Origin of the sequence: Pedobacter sp. MC2016-15, assembly GCF_026239695.1 — a bacterium.
Taxonomy (GTDB): Bacteria; Bacteroidota; Bacteroidia; order Sphingobacteriales; family Sphingobacteriaceae; genus Pedobacter.
In genome coordinates this window covers 43,274-64,757 of record NZ_JAPIVS010000008.1, presented here as the reverse complement: position 1 = coordinate 64,757, position 21,484 = coordinate 43,274, and the positions used below count along the sequence as shown (strand labels likewise).

Annotated in this window: 15 protein-coding genes; 4 read left to right on the top strand and 11 right to left on the bottom strand. The window is 42.9% G+C overall.

Going from position 1 to position 21,484, the window contains the following annotated elements; genetic code table 11:
* The first annotated feature begins 143 nt into the window (after positions 1-143).
* Together OQY15_RS20185 and OQY15_RS20180 are read left to right on the top strand one after the other, a co-directional pair.
* Positions 144-740 (top strand): redoxin domain-containing protein, encoded by a 597-nt coding sequence (locus tag OQY15_RS20185; RefSeq protein ID WP_265793773.1) that lies wholly within the window; start codon positions 144-146, stop codon positions 738-740.
* On the top strand, positions 740-3,019 hold the full coding sequence (locus OQY15_RS20180) for a response regulator (protein WP_265793772.1): 2,280 nt from the start codon (positions 740-742) through the stop codon (positions 3,017-3,019). The genes OQY15_RS20185 and OQY15_RS20180 overlap by 1 nt, the downstream gene beginning before the upstream one ends.
* Here the strand turns inward: OQY15_RS20180 and OQY15_RS20175 are convergent.
* The 3 genes from OQY15_RS20175 to OQY15_RS20165 are packed head-to-tail and all read right to left on the bottom strand — an operon-like array spanning position 3,016 to position 7,376.
* The gene (locus tag OQY15_RS20175) at positions 3,016-4,782 is read right to left on the bottom strand and encodes an ABC transporter ATP-binding protein (RefSeq protein WP_265793770.1); all 1,767 of its coding nucleotides are present in this window, start codon (positions 4,780-4,782) and stop codon (positions 3,016-3,018) included. The genes OQY15_RS20180 and OQY15_RS20175 overlap by 4 nt on opposite strands.
* 14 nt (positions 4,783-4,796) lie before the next feature.
* On the bottom strand, positions 4,797-6,536 hold the full coding sequence (locus tag OQY15_RS20170) for an ABC transporter ATP-binding protein (RefSeq protein ID WP_265793768.1): 1,740 nt from the start codon (positions 6,534-6,536) through the stop codon (positions 4,797-4,799).
* A 60-nt stretch (positions 6,537-6,596) separates the two neighbouring features.
* A complete protein-coding gene (locus OQY15_RS20165; RefSeq protein WP_265793767.1) occupies positions 6,597-7,376 on the bottom strand; it encodes a DNA-formamidopyrimidine glycosylase family protein in 780 nt (259 codons plus the stop codon).
* A 267-nt stretch (positions 7,377-7,643) separates the two neighbouring features.
* On the opposite strand from OQY15_RS20165, the gene OQY15_RS20160 reads away from it, so the two are divergent.
* A complete protein-coding gene (locus OQY15_RS20160; protein WP_265793766.1) occupies positions 7,644-9,896 on the top strand; it encodes an outer membrane beta-barrel family protein in 2,253 nt (750 codons plus the stop codon).
* Between the two features lie 148 nt (positions 9,897-10,044).
* Here the strand turns inward: OQY15_RS20160 and OQY15_RS20155 are convergent, their stop codons facing one another.
* The 7 genes from OQY15_RS20155 to OQY15_RS20125 form a co-directional block, all read right to left on the bottom strand.
* On the bottom strand, positions 10,045-11,379 hold the full coding sequence (locus OQY15_RS20155; protein WP_265793764.1) for a gluconate:H+ symporter: 1,335 nt from the start codon (positions 11,377-11,379) through the stop codon (positions 10,045-10,047).
* Positions 11,380-11,578: 199 nt separating this feature from the next.
* Positions 11,579-12,832: a GTP-binding protein gene (locus tag OQY15_RS20150; protein ID WP_265793763.1), complete on the bottom strand. Its 1,254-nt coding sequence runs from the start codon at positions 12,830-12,832 to the stop codon at positions 11,579-11,581.
* Positions 12,832-13,737: a sulfate adenylyltransferase subunit CysD gene (gene cysD, locus OQY15_RS20145; protein ID WP_265793761.1), complete on the bottom strand. Its 906-nt coding sequence runs from the start codon at positions 13,735-13,737 to the stop codon at positions 12,832-12,834. The genes OQY15_RS20150 and cysD overlap by 1 nt, the downstream gene beginning before the upstream one ends.
* Before the next feature lie 10 nt (positions 13,738-13,747).
* Positions 13,748-14,452, bottom strand: coding sequence for a phosphoadenylyl-sulfate reductase (locus OQY15_RS20140; RefSeq protein WP_265793760.1), 705 nt, complete (start codon positions 14,450-14,452; stop codon positions 13,748-13,750).
* A complete protein-coding gene (locus tag OQY15_RS20135; RefSeq protein WP_265793758.1) occupies positions 14,452-15,948 on the bottom strand; it encodes a TSUP family transporter in 1,497 nt (498 codons plus the stop codon). Before OQY15_RS20135 ends, OQY15_RS20140 begins: the two co-directional genes overlap by 1 nt.
* Positions 15,949-15,957: 9 nt before the next feature.
* The gene (gene cobA / locus OQY15_RS20130; protein ID WP_265793757.1) at positions 15,958-16,749 is read right to left on the bottom strand and encodes a uroporphyrinogen-III C-methyltransferase; all 792 of its coding nucleotides are present in this window, start codon (positions 16,747-16,749) and stop codon (positions 15,958-15,960) included.
* Positions 16,746-18,839 carry a HEPN domain-containing protein gene (locus OQY15_RS20125; protein WP_265793755.1) on the bottom strand — a complete coding sequence of 698 codons (2,094 nt, stop codon included), beginning with the start codon at positions 18,837-18,839 and terminating at the stop codon, positions 16,746-16,748. Before OQY15_RS20125 ends, cobA begins: the two co-directional genes overlap by 4 nt.
* A 157-nt stretch (positions 18,840-18,996) precedes the next feature.
* Between OQY15_RS20125 and OQY15_RS20120 the strand changes: the two genes are divergently transcribed.
* Positions 18,997-20,655, top strand: a complete 1,659-nt coding sequence (locus OQY15_RS20120) for a hypothetical protein (RefSeq protein WP_265793753.1) — start codon at positions 18,997-18,999, stop codon at positions 20,653-20,655.
* Here the strand turns inward: OQY15_RS20120 and OQY15_RS20115 are convergent.
* Positions 20,652-21,314 carry an START domain-containing protein gene (locus OQY15_RS20115; protein ID WP_265793752.1) on the bottom strand — a complete coding sequence of 221 codons (663 nt, stop codon included), beginning with the start codon at positions 21,312-21,314 and terminating at the stop codon, positions 20,652-20,654. The two genes, OQY15_RS20120 and OQY15_RS20115, sit on opposite strands and share 4 nt — an antisense overlap.
* Positions 21,315-21,484: the final 170 nt, after the last annotated feature.

The following is a 21,484-nucleotide window of genomic DNA, read 5'->3' as shown; positions in this document are numbered from 1 at the left end:
TAAGGATTTCCTGAATGAAATCCGACTGACGTGCAATAAATTGGCAATTATTTGAAAAAAAAGAAATCTAAACATTGCCCAACCTCGTATATTTAGCCAGTGTTTATGAATTCGATTCCGCTCTCTAATAGCTCCCATTTGACATGAGAAAATGGATTGCTGTTACCTGGTTAATCTTGTTAGCAGGTATCATTTTTGCTTTTTTCTGGCATAATCAACTGAAATACAGTCTACCTACCCCAATTCCTGCTGATTATAAATCTGTGCAGAATGGAAAAAAGATCATGCTGCGCCAGAAGCTGCAGTTTAATAATGATAAACCGGTTTTTCTACATTTCTTTAATCCCGACTGCCCTTGTTCACGCTTCAATATTGACCAGTTTAAATCTCTGGTAAAAACATATCGCAGTCAGGTGAACTTTGCTGTGGTTCTGATGACTGATAAACCTTATACCTCCTCAGATATTCAAAACAAATTTGGCATCACCGTGCCGATCGTAGCTGACAGTACAATCGCAATGTCATGCGGGGTATATTCTACTCCACAGGCGGTGGTTCTAACTGCTGAAAAGAAATTATATTACAGAGGTAACTACAACAAAAGCAGGTACTGCACCGATAAAAAAACCAGCTATGCCAATATCGCACTCATGAACATTCTGCATAAAAATACCACACTCAGGCTAGATCAGTACGCACTGAAAGCTTATGGTTGTACTTTGCCTAACTGCGTAAACTAATGGCCGGCATACCTCTCAGCAACCCCTTCCATGACGTAACCGATACACTGGAAGCCTACAGGTTTGATGTTAAAAAAAGATCAGATAAGCTGATCAACTATTTCCTGATTGCGTTTTTTATCTCTGGGCTGATCCTGGCTCAATTCTACGACACCTGGAATATTGCTATTGGTGTTGGGGGCCTCACGCTTCTCGCTTATTATTCCATCAAATGGCTGATGCCCGATTCAACGCTCTACCAGTATGTACTCAGCGTTTGCCTCGGCATTTTCATGGCACAGTTTATATACCAGATGCATGGCATGTTCGAAATGCATTTTTTCGCCTACATCGGAAGTGCTATTCTGATTACCTATCAGAACTGGAAGTTACAGGTACCTATGCTCATTTTTGTAGCGATACATCATTTGGGGCTTAACTATCTCCAAAGTGTGGGATATGGCGGGGTTTACTTTACCACATTCGACTACCTGGAGTCACAGACAATCTTTATCCATATCATACTGACAGCAGTAATTTTCTTTATATGCGGTTTATGGGCGCACCACTTAAATAAATATAACGGCACCCAGTCGGCCATGCTTGCCTATATCAATGAAAAAAAGGAACATCAGGAGGCTCTTGAAAAGTTAAACAATGAGCTAAAGGTGTCAAATCAGGTGGCTGTTGATGCAAGGAAAGATGCCGAACGGGCAGCACAGGCGAAAAGTATTTTCCTGGCCACGATGAGCCATGAGATCAGGACTCCGATGAATGGAGTGATGGGCATGACATCATTGCTCACAGAAACGCCTCTGAATGATGAACAACGTGATTTTGTAAATGTCATCAGCACCAGTGGTGAAGCGCTGCTGAATGTGATCAATGATATTCTCGACTATTCCAAAATTGAGTCAGGCCACCTCGACCTCGAGGAGCAAAGTTTTGAGCTGGTAAAATGTATCGAGGATGTAATCGATCTTTTCACCAAGCGGGCAGCAGTGCAGAAACTTGACCTGCTCTATGAAATAGACCATAACCTGCCGGAAATCCTCATCGGCGATGGTTTCAGGCTCCGCCAGATCCTGATCAACCTGGTCAGTAATGCGATGAAATTTACGAAGCAGGGTGAGGTCCACCTCAGCGTGAAACAACAGGCAGCCGAGGGGGATATGGTCAGTATCCTTTTCGAAATCAGGGATACAGGTATGGGCATACCTGAAGAGAAACTTTCCAAGCTCTTCAAGCCTTTCTCACAGGTAGATTCTTCGAATACCCGGAAGTTTGGAGGTACAGGACTGGGTCTGGTCATCAGTGAGAAACTGGTGAACCTGATGCAGGGTACGATCAGCGTAAGAAGCAAAGAACATCATGGAACTGTGTTTTCCTTTACGATAAAGGCACTGGCCGGTACTGCTGAGCAGCAATTAACGGCTTTTAATGATCCTGGTCAGAATGTCGGAAAGAAAGTCCTCGTGGTAGACGATAACCATACCAATCTCAGGATATTGAAAGGTCAGCTGGAGTTATGGAGCTTTGTTCCTACCATCTGCAATACACCAATGCAGGCGCTTGAACTTCTTTCTGCCGCTTCAAATTTCGACCTTGTCATTACGGATATGCAAATGCCTGACATTGACGGCGTAGATCTGGCGCAGAGAATAAGGACCACGCATAAAGACCTTCCAATTATTCTACTGAGCTCAGTTGGGGATGAAAGTAAACATAAATATCCCGAACTGTTCTCAGCAGTGCTGAATAAACCCGCTAAAACCAAACAGCTCAGAGGGATTATTCACCAGACTTTACATGTTCAAACTTCTGCTAACCAGGCAAAAGAAAAAACCACAAACTTATTAAAAGCAGACTTTGCGATCAGCTATCCTTTACAGATCCTTCTTGCCGAAGATCATCCTATCAATCTGAAGCTCGCTATGAAAATCCTTAATAAGCTGGGATATGACCCTGACTTTGCACAAAATGGCAGGGAAGCGGTGGAAATGTATACACGCAAAAATTACGACCTGATTCTCATGGATGTGCTCATGCCGGAAATGGATGGACTTGAAGCAACGAGAGTGATCAGGCAGTCGACCGGCTTACAGCCAAAAATCATTGCCATGACCGCGAACGTGATGTCTGAAGATAAAAATGCCTGTTTTGTGGCTGGTATGGATGATTATCTTTCCAAACCATTACATATTGGTGCCCTGCTGGAACAGCTCAGCAAAACATCTGCAGAACGTATCCGCAACAAATCTTTTGATGGTTTGATCACTGAACAGGAAAACACTGTTTAACTCAGTCTCTTTCCATTCATCAGTTTATCCACAGCCTCTTTAAATGAACCGGCGGGAGTAACTTCTCCAGAGTTGATAAAGTAGATGTCATCGGCATTTTCAATAGTATTCAGCCTGTGGGCGATTACTACTAGGGTAGTTTCTTCAGGCAGATTATCAAGTATTTGCCCCAGCAGCTTCTCCGTAATGGTGTCAATATTGGCGGTGGCCTCATCGAGGATCAGCAGTTCAGGCTTGCGCAGCACCGCGCGCATAAAAGCAATCAGCTGTTTTTGCCCGATGCTTAGACTCTCCCCTCCGGACTCTACAGGACTTTCCAGTCCCTGATCAAAAGTATGGAGCAGTGCTTCCAGTTTAGCTTCTTCCAGGACCTCCATGAGCTGCTGGTTGGTAAAGTGATGATATCTTGAATTACTGTACAGAATGTTTTCCCGCACTGTTCCGCTAAACAGAAAAGGTTCCTGCAGGATAAAACCAATCTTCTCTGCCCGTTCCTGATCACTATAACTCCGGATATCTCTCCCTTTCAGCAGAACTGTTCCCTGTAGAGGGTCGTATAAACGCGCCATCACAGAAGCAGTAGTAGTTTTTCCGCCGCCGGTTGGTCCTACTAAAGCATAAGTCTTACCTTTCTGCATAGAGAAACTGATATTGTGCAAGATCTCAAATCCTCCCTGGTAACCAAAATGCACGTTTCTGAACTCCATCAAAGGAGGATTTTCCTCTTCAGCTGAATGATCAAAAACCGTCACCAGGTTATTGCTCAACGACAAAATTTGCGAAATCCTGTCCCATCCTGCAAGAGCCACCTGAAAGCTGGTCCACAACGATGCGAGTTGCCTCAAAGGGTTGTAAAAGTTGGTGGCATAAGACAGATAACTCACCAGCAGGCCAACGGAGAAATCACCCTGGGTTATCAGATAAATTCCAAATGACAGTACTGTTAATTGTGCAATCGAAGAAAACAGACCGAACACAGGCAGAAAAATATTATTTGCGAGACCTGCACCGATTGCTGTGCGATAATTTTCTTTGTTGGCAATATCAAACCTCTTTTTAAAATAATCCCGGCGGTTGAAAGCAATGATTACCTTAAAATTGTTCAGGCTTTCCTGTATCTCGGCACTCATGCTACCTGTGCTCTTTAAGTTAAGAGCATTCCTGCTTTTCACCCAGGGAGAGATCCCGCGGGTAAAGATTAAGATGATCAGGGCCGGCACTAAAGTAGCGATACCAAGTTCAATGTTGATGACCAGTAAAAAGATTCCTGCACCTATCATCGTCACAATACTGCCTATAAACTGCATCAGCGATTGCGAAAAAAACTGGCTCAGTTTATCTGTATCATTATTCACCCTGGAAATCAGGTCGCCCGCCTTATTTTCATTAAAAAATGCCACCGGCAACTGCTGAATCTTATTGAAGATGCTGTTCCGCAGTTCAAAAATAATGCGCTGCCCCACTCCTCCCATCAGATTCGTCTGGAAGTAACTGCTGACAAAAGCCACGCTGTACATGGCAAATAAGATTCCTGAAAACACCAAAACACCGTGGTACTGTTTGGTCTGAATATATTTATCGATAGTCATACCAATCAGGAAAGGTCCCAACAGGTTGAGTGTTGAGTTCAGCAAGATTGCACAGACTGCCACAACGATAGTTGTTCGTTCCTGTTCTACGAGCTTTAAGAGGCTTTTTAATCCCCCCCAGGTAGAATGTTTTACCTCATTGGCAGGCAGACTGTTTAGATTATAATTCATCATACTTACCGGTAATTTTATAATTCGTAATTACTTGTGCTCTGCTGGGAGTTAAAAATCTGCACATACTCAGGGCTACTCTCCATTAATTCCTGATGTGTACCACCAGCAAGCATTTCGCTTTGCATCAGCAGGATAATCTGCTGATAGTGCTGTACAGCCGCAATTTTCTGAGTTACTGAGATCAGTGTCAATCCCCGATAATTCCTGTTAATGTTTGCCAGAATCTTTGATTCCGTCTGGGGATCTACCCGTGCAGTAAAATCATCCAGCAGCAGGATCTTAGGATCAACAGCCAGTGCCCTTGCCAGCATGATACGCTGTTTCTGCCCCCCCGATAAACTTAATCCACGTTCCGATACTTTTGTATTTAAACCATTCGCAAGTGATGCTATGAAATCTGTCAGCTCTGCTGTAGCGATTGCCTTTTCGAGCGACTCATCAGTTACGGTGTCACTGAAGGCGATATTCTCTCGGATACTCATATTGAACATAATACTGTCCTGGAAAACAAAGCCCACCTGACTGTGAAAACTTTCCGCCTGATAGGCCACAATAGGATTCCCGTCATATAAAATCTCTCCGGAAGTTGCAGGGATAAGTCCCGTGAGCAGATACAGCAATTGGGTTTTTCCCGCAGCTGTTGGACCAATCACAGCAATTTTAGCTCCCGGTGTCACACGGAAAGAAATATCCTTCAACGCAGCTTTTTCACCATAGCTGACACTTACATTCCTGAGCTCAATCCGGCCACTTAAACTGCTGGTTAACTGCCCCGTTTCCGTGAATTCCTGAGCATCAAGCACCTGACTGATTCTCCCAAATGAAGCTGTCGCCTGGGCAATCACATTACTCATAAAGCCAATGACAAGAATAGGAAAAATCAGCAGAGCGAGATAACTGTTAAAGGCAGCGAAATCTCCAATGGTCATGCTGCCCGAGATCACATAGTGTCCACCCAGAGCCAGTATGGTTAAACCGGCCATATTTGCTGTAAAGACAATGATCGGAATGAGCCAGCCAAAGAGCCTTAAAATACTCAGGCCAATATCCTTTGCGCGGTTGCTGGCATCAAAAAACTTATCATATTCCAATTGCTGCGAATTGATAACCCTGATCAATGCAGAGCCCAGAATACTTTCATTGATCACCTTATTGAGCCAGTCGATCACTTCCCTGCTTTTTTTAAACAGCGATTTGACCTTTCTCATTACAATATAAAAAGCCCCTCCTATAATCGGGATAATTGCAATCGTCGTTAAGCCCAGTTTCCAGTTGATACCCAGCAACAGAACGCTTGCTCCGATGATAATGAAAATTGAGGAAACAATCGAAGCGATGGCCTGTGCCACAAAAAGCTTGATGGAATCCACATCAGATGTAAGGTTGGTCAGCAATTTTGAGGGATTGGCCTTTTCAATAAAGGCAAAACTTTGTTCTGAGATCTTCAGCGCAATGCGGGTCCGCAGGTCCCTTGCCACTCTTTCTGAGGTATAAGTCTGTACAATCCCCTGCAGGTAGGTAAAAAGGAAGATAATGAAAGATACAGCAGTGAATTTAATCAGCAGAGGTTTGTAAGCAAAATTGCCATGATTAAAAGCATCAATTCCTCCACCGATTAATTTAGGCAGCCACAAATTCAGTCCGTTGCTCAGCAGGGCAAAGAGAACGAGCAGTGACACCATCAGTGAGTAAGGCTTTAACAAGCTGAATACACCAGGGCTTTTCTTTTTTTGAGCGGTAACGTCAGGTTTCATTTTATAACATATGAAGTTATAATTTTTTTCTGATTTACTGCTGTCTGCAAGTATCAATTACTATTGATATGTTTCCTGCTCATCGGTGTAATAAGTTTTTCTGCCTCCTGTTTTCTTAATCAGGATGGGTACGCCGGAAGGGCTGTGTGTTTTCCCGGGATGATGTATCCGTAGAAAATCGCGCATTTCACCAGTAATTATACCCGGACTGCTGTTGCTGATCTGCTTCACTGCATTTTCCAGCACATGGCGGATAGCCTTCAGCAGTGATTTCATTTTTGCGACAGGAATTTTGTTAGCAGCAGCAAAAGGAGAAATTCCGGCTTCCCAAAGGATTTCATCTGCATAGGCATTTCCAATGCCACGTATAACATGCTGATCAAGCAGAATATTTTTAATGGCTGCCTTTTTTCCTGCAAGAAGCTTTTCCAAAAACTGCACATCAACTTCCCTTGACAGCGCATCGGGTGTATGATCGGTTTCCGGGTTTAAAGAAACCTGAGCAAGCCCTCTGAAGTCGGTCAGCGTAAGCCCCATGCCTCCTTTCAATAGGAGCTGGATAATTGCATATTTGGGGATTTCCTGATCCCTGGATAAATAAAGTTCGCCATTCAGCATCAGATGCATACTGAGGACCGTTTTATTCGCGAATTCGAAATAAAGTTCCTTACCATTACGGAAAATCTTTTCAATCTTCTGGCCTTCGATGGCTTTTTGCAACTCTTCTGCAGGCACCTGGAGTTTCTTACTATTCCTGACTATAACTTCTTTGACTTGTTTGCCTTTGAGCTTGCTATTAAGGTTGCGACTAAAAACTTCTAAATCTGGTAGTTCAGGCATATCCGGAAACAATTAATATAATATTAACCTAAAATACATATTAAACTCTTAATCCGAACTGTACAATTCATAAAAATCACGAAAATAGAATGTGCTTATCCACAGTAATTAACAATTTTATTCACATTCGATGTGGATAAACTTGCGCTTTGGAACTGCAATACATCCAGAGATCTGATAATTAACCAGTGTTAAATACTGTTAAATATCAAAAGAAAAATAATTAACTATCTAATTTAGGATGAGTTAACGATCATCAAATCCGGTATGCAAAAACCATTTACTTATTTTTCATTATTTGTACCTGTTTTATTTCTGAGTATTTCCCATGCTTACGGACAAACCCAGCAAAAGGATACCACACAAAAAAAACATTCCGGTCCAGTCTCAGACAGTCTGGTTCTTGTCAGAGACAGTATTCAGCTAAAAACGGTAAACATCAACAGCAGAAAACCTCTGATAGAAAATAAAAATGGTAAAGTGATTATGAATGTCGCCAATAGCATCCTTGCAGCCGGCAATACTGCTATGGAAATACTGGCGAAGGCACCTGGTGTAAGCATTGATCAGGAGGGCAATATCAGTTTACGTGGCAAAAATGGGGTAAGTATCATGGTTAATGGCAAACTCAATTATCTTTCAGCAGCGCAACTGGCTGCTTTACTGAGGGCCACAAATAGTAACACAATAGAAAGTATTGAACTGATGAGTCAGCCCGGCTCAAAGTATGATGCTTCAGGAAGTGCGGGAATAATCAATATCAAACTGAAGAAAAACGAAAGTTATGGAACAAATGGCACGCTGTCCGCTGGCCTTGGCTATGGAAGTTTTCATAAAAGCAATGGAGGAGTTCAATTAAACCACCGGTCAGGTCAACTAAATATTTTCGGGAATTATGATTATGCAAACAATAAGGACTTTCAGGATCTCGCGGTAAAACGAAGTAACCTATCTGCTGGCCAGCACACCTATTTTAATCAAACAGGACGAGAAGTTACAACCAGAAATAACAATACTTATAAAGCCGGAATTGATTATTTCATCAATGATCACAATACGATTGGGGCAGTCTTTAATGGCTATACCAACTATAACAAAGGATGGAGTGACAACCAAACTGCCATTGGAAATCAGCCATCCATCATAGATTCAACTGTGCTTGCGCTAAATCCTGTACGCTCTCATTACATCAATCAATCTTATAACCTCAATTACAAGTCAGTTCTCGATACATCATGTCAGGAACTCAGTGCCGACCTGGACTTTTCGCGTTTTCAAAATAATAACTCCTCAGTTTACAACAACTACTTTTACAACAGTTCCGGTCTGCCTTCAAAAGCTCCACTGATCTTCCGTAATGCCACTCCATCCAAAGTAAATATTTGGACCGGAAAAATCGATTATATACATCCCTTGAACGCTCAGACGAAGTTGGAGACAGGTATCAAAAGCAGCAGCGTAAACACTAAAAACGATTTTCAATTTGAAAACCTGGAGGGAAGCAGCTGGACCAATGATCCTTCCCAAAGCAATACATTCAATTATAAAGAACAAATCAATGCAGCGTATGTCAATTTCAGTAAAGAATTGACATCTACTACACTTCAGCTGGGCCTTCGTGCTGAACTAACTCACACTGAAAGTAATTCCCCTACTACCATGAGCAAGCTAACCAGAAACTATTTTAATGTGTTTCCCAATCTCTCTGTCCTGCAGAAATTATCGGAATCACATGATCTGGGATTGTCTTACAGCATGAGAATCGACCGGCCGGATTACCAGTCGCTCAATCCATTTCTATATTTCTCAGACCTCTATACCTATAATCAGGGAAACCCATTCCTGAGTCCACAATATACAAATGCATTTGAGCTGACGTATGCTTATAAAAAAACACTGAACGTAACACTTGGCTACAGTCATACAAGAGATGTGATCACTACAACTCTGCTGACAGATACCATCGCAAAAACGCTGATCATCAAAGATCAGAACCTGGCCAGTCAGCAGACCTACAATGTCAACGCAAGTATGCCCGTTCCAATCAGTAAATGGTGGAACTCTTCCAACAATGCAACAGTATACTATACCAGTTTTAAATCTCCAGGTTTGTCGGGCGTACCCTTTCAAAGTGGGAAAACCACATTTCTTCTCAGCAGCATACACACTTTTAGCATCAACCCGCAGCTCAGTGCCGAACTATCCGGCAATTACCAGTCTGCCCAGGTTTACGGAACTTATGCCCTGAAGCCCCTGTATAGCATCGATCTGGGAATCAGCAGGTCTTTTGCCAATCAGAAGGCCAGTATAAAAGTAGCAGCAAATGATCTGTTCAATACCCTAAGAGCGAGAGTCAGCAGTACCATTGCAAGTCAGGATTACCAGCTTTACCAAAAACAGGAAAGCAGAATATTCAGATTAACCTTCAGCTATAATTTTGGAAGCAGTCTGATCAAAGCGGTGAGGGCACATAGTACCGGATCAGAATCAGAACAGAAAAGAGTAAAATCCGGCAATTGATAATGGATTCAAAAAAAATAAAAATAATTATGCCCCTGCACAATATTATCCATTTTTAAACGCTTATGTATATGAGAGCGTTAATTAGATGACGGGGATTATCCAACTTGGATGATCCCCGTTTCTTTTTTATAGTCTGCTGCTGGTCTTAAACCCAGTAATTCAGGACAAGTACTCCCACCAGTCCCAGTACAGAAATCAGGCTTTCCATCACTGTCCAGGTCTTGAATGTATCCTTCAGACTTAGATTAAAATATTCCTTGAACATCCAGAAACCCGTATCATTCACATGTGATAACATCAGGCTTCCGGCACCTACCGCTAAAACCATGAGTTCAGCCGGTGCGCCAACCCCAATCAGTGGTATCACCATTCCCGATGCGGTAAGTGCAGCGACAGTAGCCGAACCAAGCGTAATACGCAGCAAAGCAGCAATCAGCCAGCCCAACAACAATGGAGATACTGACAGACCGGCCGTCAGGGCTTTCACCTGCTCACCAATGCCGCTGTCTACAAGAATCTGCTTAAATGCTCCTCCGGCAGCGATAATGAGAATAATCATCGCAATGCTTTTAACTCCCTCGGCACAAGAATCCATTGCTTTCTGAATAGGAATCTGCAATAAAAACAAGTTGATGATAATGGCAAAAATCAGGGCGACATTTGGATCTGCAATGAAGGTAAACAGATTTTTCACACCCGGATCTGAACTCAGCAACCCTCCGATGGTACCAAGTGCAATAAAAAATATAGGAGAAAGCGCCGTAACAAAACTTTTGAACGCTGAAGGCAATCCCTCATCTTCTTCAATAGTTTCCACCTGTTCAGCAAACTCAGAATTATCCCCTGTTTGCCCGGTCTGTCTGCCAATGGGATTTCTTTTAGGAAGCTTAATCACCAATCGCGGAAAAAAGACTCCGGCAATTACTGCCAGGGGCAGACTGATCATCAGACCATAGATCAGTGTCTTTCCGATATCTGCATGGAAGATACTGGCCAGTGCTACGGGACCCGGATGCGGAGGTAGAAAACCATGGGTAACGGATAATGCCGCAGCCATCGGGATACCGACATATAGCCTGGGTAATTTAGCTGCCGACGCAATGCTGAAAACCAAAGTGATAAGGACTACAAATCCCGCATTGTAAAATAATGGAATACCAACAAGCACCCCTGTCATTAGTACGGCCCATTGTATATTTGCGGTGCCAAATACCCTGATCAGCACATACACAATCTTTTTTGCTGCACCGCTGTCTTCCGCCAGCTTACCAACCATCGCTCCCAACGCCAGCACCATGACCATTCCCCCCAGCGTACTTCCAATTCCATTGGTAATGGAGGTCATTACCTTTTGAACGGGAAGTCCCAGCATCAGCCCCGTCAGCACAGAAACAATCAGGAGAGACAGCATGGGATTTAGTTTTTTCAGAATAAGAAAGAGCAAAACGATAATTCCGGCGAGTACGTACAGTAAATCCATTTAATATATATTTGGTTATTTCTTTTCAAGATAACATTAATCCTGAATAAATGCCACCCCGCTACAGGATAAACCAAAAAAACAAACCCTCTTTTCAATGCCTTCTGCTGCGTTTCAGCAGTGTACAGCATTGAAAAGAGGGTTTGTTTTTTTTGGCGAAGCCAGAAAATCTTCTGGCCTCTAAGATTTGTAAGCCAGATTAATCTGCCACGGCTCTGAACATCAGTGCACCAACCGTCAGGTTTGTCCTGCTGTCGATCAAAATCGCTGAACCATTAGCTTTATTCTCCGAGTATAAATCATACGCCAGTTCATCTGCGGTTTTAATCACCACCCTGCCGATATCATTTAGTTTAAACTCATGCGTATCTTCTTTTTCCAGTGTATTGATATTCACTTTATACAGAATCTCGCGCACCTTACATTTGGTCAGTTTACTGTTATGCTGTAATAAATAAGTAATAGAATCATCCATTGGCTTGTTATCCATCCAGCAGAGATCAGCTTCAATAAGCTGCGAACTCTGTGGCAGCGATCCGGAATTCACCAATACATCGCCCCTGCTGATATCGATATTGTCTTTCAGATGCAAGGTGACAGACATTCCTGCAGACACCTCTTCAGGTGCTTTATCAAAAACTTCGATCTTATCAATTACCGAACTACTGCCTGAAGGCAATACCGTAACTTTATCATTCACCTTAAACGTTCCACTCAGAACCCTGCCAGCATATCCTCTGTAATCATGCAATTCATCGGTCTGCGGACGAATCACCCATTGCACAGGCATCCTTGCGTAATCTGAAGTCTGCTCGCCTGTTACTTCAACAGTTTCCAGAAAATCCAGTAAGCTCGCTCCTTTGTACCATGGCATATTTTCAGAAAGATTCACAATATTATCTCCCTTTAAGGCACTCACAGGAATGAACGTTACATCATTCAGCTTAAGGTTTGAAGACAGCAAAGATTTATATTTTTCAGTGATGTTGTTAAAAACTTCTTCACTGTAATCTTCCATATCCATTTTATTGACACAGATCACCACATGGCTAACTCCTAACAATGAAACCAGATACGAGTGGCGGATCGTTTGCTCAACCACACCATTTCTTGCATCAATCAGGATAATTGCCAGGTTTGCAGTAGAAGCACCGGTAACCATATTGCGGGTATACTGAATATGGCCGGGCGTATCAGCGATGATAAACTTCCGTTTCTCCGTTTGGAAATATTTGTAAGCCACATCAATCGTAATGCCCTGCTCACGCTCTGCACGTAGTCCGTCAGTCAGGATAGCAAGGTCAATAGAACCATCATCATTCTTGCGGTTGGAGGTTTGTAAAGCTTCAAGCTGGTCTGCCAGGATAGAATCAGTATCATATAACAAGCGCCCGATCAGCGTACTTTTCCCGTCATCAACACTTCCTGCAGTAAAAAATTTTAGTATATTCATTAAAAGTATCCTCCTTTTTTGCGGTCTTCCATTGCTGCTTCCGATACTTTATCGTCTAGACGGGCACCACGTTCACTTATTTTTGAAGCGCTGATCTCTTCGATAATATCGTCAATCTGATCAGCTTCAGATTCAACAGCTGCAGTGCAGCTCATGTCGCCCACCGTGCGGAATCTTACCATACGGTTTGTAACTACATCGGCTTCATCCATGTTCAAAAACGGAGAAGCAGCCATCAACTGGCCATTTCTGGTAATCGTATCTCTTTTATGCGCAAAATAGATGGAAGGAAGGTCCATTTTCTCCCTGCGGATATAGTTCCATACATCAAGCTCCGTCCAGTTACTGATCGGAAATACCCTTACATTTTCACCTTTATGGATTTTACCATTATAGATATTCCATAGCTCCGGACGCTGGCGTTTAGGGTCCCATTGTCCGAATTCATCCCTTACAGAAAAGATTCTTTCTTTGGCCCTTGCTTTCTCTTCATCTCGTCTTGCACCACCAATACAGGCATCAAACCCATGTTTGGCAATAGTGTCCAGCAGGGTAACCGTTTGCAGTGCATTTCTGCTCGCATTTTTACCCGTCTGCTCAATCACCTTGCCTTCATCGATCGACTCCTGTACATAGCCGACGATCAGCTTTTCGCCCAGACGGTCCACCATCTGATCTCTGTAAGTAATCGTTTCTTCAAAGTTATGACCTGTGTCAATGTGTACCAGCGGGAAAGGGAATTTTCCCGGGCGGAATGCTTTTTCGGCAAGCCTGACCAGGGTAATCGAATCTTTACCACCAGAAAACAACAGTGCCGGCTTCTCAAACTGCCCGGCTACCTCACGCAGAATATGAATCGCCTCTGCTTCTAATTCGTCTAAATAATCTAAGTTATATTTACTCATGTGCTTTACATTATTTCGTGGCATGCAAACCACATTCTTTCTTCGATTGATCTTCCCACCACCATCTTCCGGCTCTGAAATCCTCACCAGGTTGCACTGCCCTTGTACAAGGTGCGCAGCCTATGCTTGGAAATCCGCGATCATGAAGCGTATTGTATACAATATTATACTTTTTAATATAGGCTTTAACATCTTCCAAAGTCCATTCAAAGATCGGATGAAACTTCACCAGCTGGTTTCCCTCGTCCCATTCCAGGTTGGACATATCATGACGGTTTAACGATTGATCTGCCCTGATTCCTGTAACCCATAACTTATTCCCGCTCAATGCCCTTTTCAAAGGCACAATTTTACGGATATGGCAGCATTCCTTTCTGTTCTCTACAGACTCATAAAAACTGCTCGGACCTTTCTTTGACACCATATCCTCTAAAGCCTGTACATCCGGATAATACGCATGGATTGGCTTATTATAGTTTTCCAGTGTCCTGTTCCAAACATAATAAGTTTCCGGAAATAACCGGCCCGTTTCAAGGGTAAAAACTTTTACAGGAAGGTCATTGGCGAATATCATATCTGTGATTACCTGATCTTCCCAGCCAAAGCTGGTAGAGAAAGTAATCTGTCCGGGAAATTTCTGCGCAAGGAAAGCTATGGCCTCTACGGGTCCCATATCCTTTATCTGTACAGCAATCTCTTCCAGGTATTCTTTCATTATATAAGTTTTAAAATAAACAAAATTATGCTTCTCAAGCTTACTCCAATCACGATGATACCCACTGAGACCATGATGCTCTTTGCAGAGATGCGGTTAGAAACCTTTGCTGCTATTGGTGCAGCCAGGGCACTACCGATGACCAGTCCTGCTACAGCTTCCCAATGTGCCGATTTGAGCATCGTTACAAAGGTAAGTGAACTGAGCAATGCGATAAAAAAACGCGTTAGTTTTACAGTTCCAAGTGAAAATCTCGCATTTCTGCCACCAGCAATCAGGCTCGACAACACAATCGATCCCCAGCCCCCGCCACCTACAGCGTCAACAAAACCACCTCCAAGACCTAACAGGCCAATTTTTTTGATTTTCCCGTCTTTGGCCAAAGCAGTTTTGTTAAAAGCTTTTTTCAGAATCACCCATCCTAAGATCAGCGTATAAAGCGAAACAAATGGTTTGGTATAGGCACTGTAATGCTCCAGAGAGGACAAGAGGTAAGCACCGGATACAGCACCGATGATGCCAGGAATGATCAGCAGCTTAAAAAGCTTCCAGTTGATATTCCCCATCCGGTAATGCATCCATCCGGCAATTCCGCAACTCAGTACTTCCGAGAGATGCACCCCCATACTTGCCGAAGCCGGTGGTATGCCCATCGATAATGAGAAGGCCGTTGAAGTAACACCATAAGACATACCAATTGCCCCGTCGATCATTGCAAAGACAAAACCTCCAAACAGAAACCAGTAGAACAATGGATTTATATCTGCTACAAAGGCCTGAAATTCAGGCTCCCTGTTCCAGAATACAGTAACCAGCACCGCGATCGACAAAATGATCGTCAGCCAGATCAGCAATCTGAATTTGGGATAAGACGGGCTGCTGACTTTAACAGCTTTCAGCTCCGCTTTTTGCTCTGCCTCTACCAGTACAGCACTGACCTCATTTAGTTTCTTAACTTTCGCACTAAAATCCCCCTCTAAAGTATTTCGGAATTGACTCATTTGCTGCAGTGTAATATCCAATTCGGCTGGCAGTGCCTCAGTGAACAGTTCTTTTAATCTTTTTGCTATAGTTGGCGACTTTCCATTGGTAGAGATGGCGATCTTCAGATCACCTTTCTTTACCACAGAACCCAGGTAAAAGTCGCACAGATCGGGCTTATCGGCCACGTTCACCAGCAACTTTAAAGCATGGGCATCACGCTTTATTTCTTCATTTAATACATTGTTATTTGTAGCCGCGATTACCAGGTCTGCATGCATCAGATCAGTGGCCTCGTAACTCTTTGTAAAAAGGCTGATCTGGGATAAGTCTTCCGCAAGCCGGCGGACCTCCTCACATACGACCTCAGCAATAATAGTGATCCTGGCCTGCTCACTCTGGGCGAGCACGGCAGTCAGCTTTTCAAGCCCAACAGGACCTGCACCAATGATTACAGTATGTAACTGGTTGAGCTTTAAAAAAACAGGAAATAACTGATTACCTTCTAATTCCACGTCCCTAAGCTATAACTCTTCTTTTAAGGTTGCAAAAAAATCCCTGATAGGCTGAAAATCAGGATGCAGCGAAACAACTTCACCAAATACCATAATCGCAGGTGCAGTAATTTTTTTCTCTTCCACCAATTCCACTATCGTATCTACGATGCCAATGGCCAACTGCTCATGATCTGTAGAACCACTTTGGATAACCGCTACGGGCAGGTTGTTTTTATGCTCCGCCTGGTACAGCTTTACAATCTCTTTCAGCTTGTTGAGGCCCATAAGCACCACTACCGTAGCTTTAGTCCGCACCGCTTCATACAGGTCATTTGATACTGCACCCGACGCTGTAGTACCCGTTACAACCCAGAAGCTTTCACTCAAACCTCTGTGTGTGACAGGAATTTGTTGTAATCCCGGTACAGAGATAGAACTTGATAATCCAGGAATCACCTGTGCAGGAATACTGTAGCCGGCGGCAAAATTGATTTCTTCATAACCACGTCCAAAAACAAATGGGTCGCCCCCTTTTAAACGGACAACATGCCCATAATGAAGCGCGTAATCTACCATCAGTTTATTGATCTCATCCTGAGAGGAGGAATGAGCACCTGAACGTTTTCCAACAAATACCTTAATAGCATCTGCAGAAGCGTAATCCAGAATCTGATCATTCACGAGTGCATCATACAGGATCACATCAGCATCCTTCAGCGCATTGGCACCTTTCATGGTGATGAGTTCGGGATCTCCCGGACCAGCGCCAACGAGCGTGATCCTGGGTTCCCTGATTTTTCTTTTGGAGGACTGTATCATGAGTTTACCTCAGCGCCCCTTTTCGCCGCCATTGCTTTATAAAAATCAGTCGCCTGATTCAGATAGGTGATTGCAAAGTCCTCAGTAGGCTCATTTTTATTGATTTTCAGCACAAATTCATTGAAGCTTTCAGGCAAAACTACTTCCGCAGTATCCACAAAATGAGCATCAAATTCTCTGATGATCCCAATTTGGGTACTGCTGTTGATACCTTTATCCAATAACAGCGCTTTAGCAGTGTTTACAAGCACACTGTAAGAGTGATAAATTGAATCAGACCAGGCTCCTCTCTCGAAAGCTTCACCAGCCCATTGCAATTTTTCTTCACCTTCCAGTAAAAGCGTCGCCACCAGGTCGATTACTACGCCCGCACATTCCCCTACGCCAATTGCAGTTTCAAATGTTTCCTCGTGGCCCCAGTCTACATATTCAGCATCCTGTAAAGTAGTCAGGTCCGCGATAGGTTTCAACATCTGATAGAAATAGTCTTTTCCCTTTTCATCATAATAATGGTGGAAACTCTCTTCTTCCGCAGAGTTCGAATTGAAATCGTCAAGTATCGCACGTAACACCGCTGGTGCACGTTTGGTAGGAGTTTTGATCACACGCTCCGCTACCCTGCCTTCTCCATCACCCACAGTTCCGCCACCCAGCATTACCTGTACAGCAGGAACAACTTTACCATTTGCCTTCACAGAACTCCCATGGAAACCAATATGAGCAAGTCCATGTTGTCCGCAGGAGTTCATACATCCGCTGATTTTGATCTTGATATCTTTATCATAAACAAGGTCAGGATACTCATCATAGATGACATTTTCAAGCACTACCGCTAGAGACATACTGTTGGAGATACCCAGATTACAGGTATCCGTTCCAGGGCATGTAGTAACATCCGCAATACTGTCGAATCCCGGGACCGCATAGTTGAGTTCGTTTAAGTTGTTATACAGTGGCAATAATGCTTCTTTACGTACAAATTTTAACAACAAACCCTGGTTTTGTGTAATGCGGATTTCATCTGCCACATATGGGCGGATAGCTTCTACCAATACCCTTGCATGATCAGTTTTGATATCCCCTTTCGGGATTTTGATATATACTCCATAGAAACCACTTTGTTTTTGTTCAAAAACATTGGTATCCAGCCATTGCTGATAATGGTGTTCATCAGCAGGCTTCAGATCCGTAGCAGCAACCGGAGCCGGGAATGCCGGCAGAGGTACTGTACCTGTATCTATTTTAAATACTTTAGATTTGTTAGCTGTAACTTCTTCAGCAATCAGCGCTTTCACTTCTTCCAATCCCAGTTTTTGAACCAGGTATTTCAGACGGGCCTTATTCCTGTTGGTTCTTTCACCATAACGATCGAACACCCGCAGAACGGATTCTGTATAAGGAATGATCAGGTCTTCGTGCAGAAATTCATGAGCCACACTCGCCAGAAATGGCTGTGCACCCAATCCTCCGGCAAACATTACCTTAAAACCACGCTCCCCGGCAGCATTGATCTTTGGAATAAAGCCAAGGTCGTGGATATAGCTGAATGCAGTATCTTTTGATGTAGACGAGAAGGAAATTTTGATCTTCCTGCCCATTTCCTGACAAATAGGGTTACGCAGAAAGTATTTGAATACCGCCTGTGCATAGGGCGACACGTCAAATGGCTCATCCGGATTAATACCTGAATCAGGAGATGAGGTTACATTCCGTACTGTATTTCCGCAAGCTTCACGCAAGGTGATATCATCGCGTTCCAGTTCAGCCCATAATTGTGGCGTACGGTCAAGACTCACATAGTGGATCTGTATGTCTTGTCTGGTTGTCAAATGGAGGTTACCACTGCCGTATTCATCAGAAACATCAGCAATACGCAGCAATTGCTGGAAAGTAACTTTTCCAAATGGAAGTTTAATGCGGATCATTTGCACTCCGGGCTGACGCTGGCCGTAAACACCACGCGCAAGCCTTAGGCTGCGGAACTTCTCATCGTGAATTTTTCCTTCACGAAAGGCACGGATCTTCTGCTCAAGATCTATGATATCTTTTTCTACTATCGGATTTTCAAACTCCGTTCTAAAACTCTGCATTTCAATAAATCTTGGTTAGGAAATGTTTTGCTTAGAGATGTTGTGAATCTCTATAGCCCAAATATATACATTCTATATAGAAATGGTAGTGAATAGCGTGAAAAAATGACATAATTATTCCTTAAATTTCGCCCCTGTTTCATACGACCCTATTCACATGTTAATTGCCTTTTATATCATCCTTACCCTTCTGATCATCTACGTGCTTGTTTATTTTTATAAAAAGCTGGCCGAAAAAACAAACCGTGAAAGGTTGAGGCAGGATTGGGGCCAGCCGAAGAACAGCCGCTATATTGATCTGGATTCCGTAGAAAACTATTTCCTGAACACCATTTCAGATTCTGCTGAAAAACTTCAGCTGATCTCAGATAAAGTGGCGAACGACCTCTATCTGAACGAGGTTTTTAAACTTGTTGACCGTACAGTATCACGTGTTGGCCAGCAATTTTTATATGCCAGATTACGTACGCTCGACAAAAATACGGATGCCCTAATGGTGCAGGATGCTTTTGCTGAACTCATGGCGGACGATGAAGAATTGCGGCTGAACACTCAGGTCATCCTGCAGAAACTGGAGAAAAATGACTCCTATTATTTTCAGGACCTTGTATATGCAAAAAAAATCGATCGCCCTGAATTTATGCCTCTGATCTATTTGCTGACATTTTTGAATATAGCCTGTCTGCTTGCCGGTTTCTTTTACCCTACGGCCTTTCTGGTGTTTGGAGGGGTCTTCATTATTAACTCCGGCATCCATTACTGGAACAAAAACAATGTCAGTGTACATACATCCTCTCTTGGAGAATTTCTGAAAGCTTTTGATACCGCCAAATCACTGGATGCCGAGCCAAAAATCAGCACTCATTTTCCAGATACGGGACTACTCATCAGGGAACTTACACCTCTGAAAAGGAAAATGATCGGGGTTAAGCTGGATAATATGGCCGAAGGAGATGCTGCTATCGTGGGCTTCCTGGTTTTTGAGCTGCTTAAAATTGCTTTTAATATCGAGATTATCTCCTTTTATTCTATTATTGACTCCCTCAGAGAAAAGAAGGAAAAACTTAAAGACCTTTTTAAGTTCATCGGGACAGTTGATACTGCTATATCTGTTGCAGCTTTCAGATCCTCACTCGATCATTACTGCAAACCCGTATTTAACAGTACCATCGGCTTGGAAGTATTGGCTGTCAGACATCCGCTTATTGCTGATTGTGTACCTAACGACCTGCACCTTGAGCAGAAGAATCTGCTGCTGACAGGATCAAATATGTCGGGGAAAACTACTTTTATACGATCGGTAGGTATCAATATGATCCTGGGACAAACACTACTCACCTGTCTTGCCGACAAGTTTGTGATGCCCTATTCAAAGATATTCTCCTCGATCACTATATCTGACAGCCTGCTGGAAGAGAAAAGCTATTATTTTGAGGAGATGAGGATCATCAAAGAGTTTATACAGGAATCCCGCAACGAAGCCCCGAGTTTTTTTATCCTCGATGAAATCTTTAAAGGTACCAATACCATTGAAAGGGTATCCGCCGGAAAAGCCATTCTATCCTATCTTGCAAAAAATAACAACCTGGTTTTTGTGTCAACGCATGATACGGAGCTGAATGAACTCCTTAAATCAGAATACGACCTTTATCACTTTACGGAAACTGTAGCAGAAGAAGAACTACTTTTTGATCACAAGATCAAAAAAGGGCCTTTAAAGACGCGGAATGCTATTAAGATTCTCGAAATTAACGATTATCCTGCAGCTATCATCAACGATGCGAATGCAACGGTAGACCTGCTCATGAGGGATTAATCGGTAATCTGCGGATACACCGTATTTTTATATTTATCCTGCTGTACATGTACTTTTAACCCCTTAAAGGTTTCAAGAGGTCCTTTTGTGGCAAAGAGGTTAATCAGCCAGGCCGGTATAGTGCCCATGGGATCTACCTCCAGCACATATTCTGCACGTACCTGATTTTTAGCCTGTGGTGTGATCGTCCAGTAACCCACAGAATGAGGTATACGCACAATTTTATCTTTCACAGGAACATACCCTGGGATACATGGAGAATTTACAGTAATCACTTTTGTCTGCGCATTTTGTGAAGCCTGAACATGGACTACATAATCACGGTTTTCGCATGGCCAAGGCACGTCCAGCTCAGAATAGTAAATGAGGTCCAGTGCTGAAATCTGCTTAATCATTATATTTTTTTTACTGTGATATACCCACTCGTCACACGTTTCAATATCCATGATGGCTGCCAGTAACTGTGAACTGCTGGCCGGTATTAAGCTCACCACCTTAATAGCTTTTAATTTGGGATTTGAGGCAGGCCTGGTATAAACACTGATACCTTCATGCTGCGTTGATAACGTCCAGTTATTCTGGGCTCTGGAAGGTGTGAGGAATATAAATGAGAATGCAATAGCAATAATAAAAGAGGATACAGCAGCTGAACGACACATAATTTTCTACAAAATCAGAATTGATCTAATCGGGCAGCAAAATTAAGAAAAAACCTTTTTTCAAGCTGGAATTTAAGGAGTTAACAAAGTCATCAGCACGTAATTATATGAAGGACATTTTTTTTGTTTGTAACATTGTTGTATATTTGTTTAACAAAAATCTAAAAAGC

Excerpts from the sequence above, each read along its gene's own strand:
- OQY15_RS20185 (WP_265793773.1), top strand. The coding sequence starts at position 144 with ATGAGAAAATGGATTGCTGTTACCTGGTTAATCTTGTTAGCAGGTATC.
- OQY15_RS20180 (WP_265793772.1), top strand. The coding sequence starts at position 740 with ATGGCCGGCATACCTCTCAGCAACCCCTTCCATGACGTAACCGATACA.
- OQY15_RS20175 (WP_265793770.1), bottom strand. The coding sequence starts at position 4,782 with ATGATGAATTATAATCTAAACAGTCTGCCTGCCAATGAGGTAAAACAT.
- OQY15_RS20170 (WP_265793768.1), bottom strand. The coding sequence starts at position 6,536 with ATGAAACCTGACGTTACCGCTCAAAAAAAGAAAAGCCCTGGTGTATTC.
- OQY15_RS20165 (WP_265793767.1), bottom strand. The coding sequence starts at position 7,376 with ATGCCTGAACTACCAGATTTAGAAGTTTTTAGTCGCAACCTTAATAGC.
- OQY15_RS20160 (WP_265793766.1), top strand. The coding sequence starts at position 7,644 with ATGCAAAAACCATTTACTTATTTTTCATTATTTGTACCTGTTTTATTT.
- OQY15_RS20155 (WP_265793764.1), bottom strand. The coding sequence starts at position 11,379 with ATGGATTTACTGTACGTACTCGCCGGAATTATCGTTTTGCTCTTTCTT.
- OQY15_RS20150 (WP_265793763.1), bottom strand. The coding sequence starts at position 12,832 with ATGAATATACTAAAATTTTTTACTGCAGGAAGTGTTGATGACGGGAAA.
- cysD (WP_265793761.1), bottom strand. The coding sequence starts at position 13,737 with ATGAGTAAATATAACTTAGATTATTTAGACGAATTAGAAGCAGAGGCG.
- OQY15_RS20140 (WP_265793760.1), bottom strand. The coding sequence starts at position 14,452 with ATGAAAGAATACCTGGAAGAGATTGCTGTACAGATAAAGGATATGGGA.
- cobA (WP_265793757.1), bottom strand. The coding sequence starts at position 16,749 with ATGATACAGTCCTCCAAAAGAAAAATCAGGGAACCCAGGATCACGCTC.
- OQY15_RS20125 (WP_265793755.1), bottom strand. The coding sequence starts at position 18,839 with ATGCAGAGTTTTAGAACGGAGTTTGAAAATCCGATAGTAGAAAAAGAT.
- OQY15_RS20120 (WP_265793753.1), top strand. The coding sequence starts at position 18,997 with ATGTTAATTGCCTTTTATATCATCCTTACCCTTCTGATCATCTACGTG.
- OQY15_RS20115 (WP_265793752.1), bottom strand. The coding sequence starts at position 21,314 with ATGTGTCGTTCAGCTGCTGTATCCTCTTTTATTATTGCTATTGCATTC.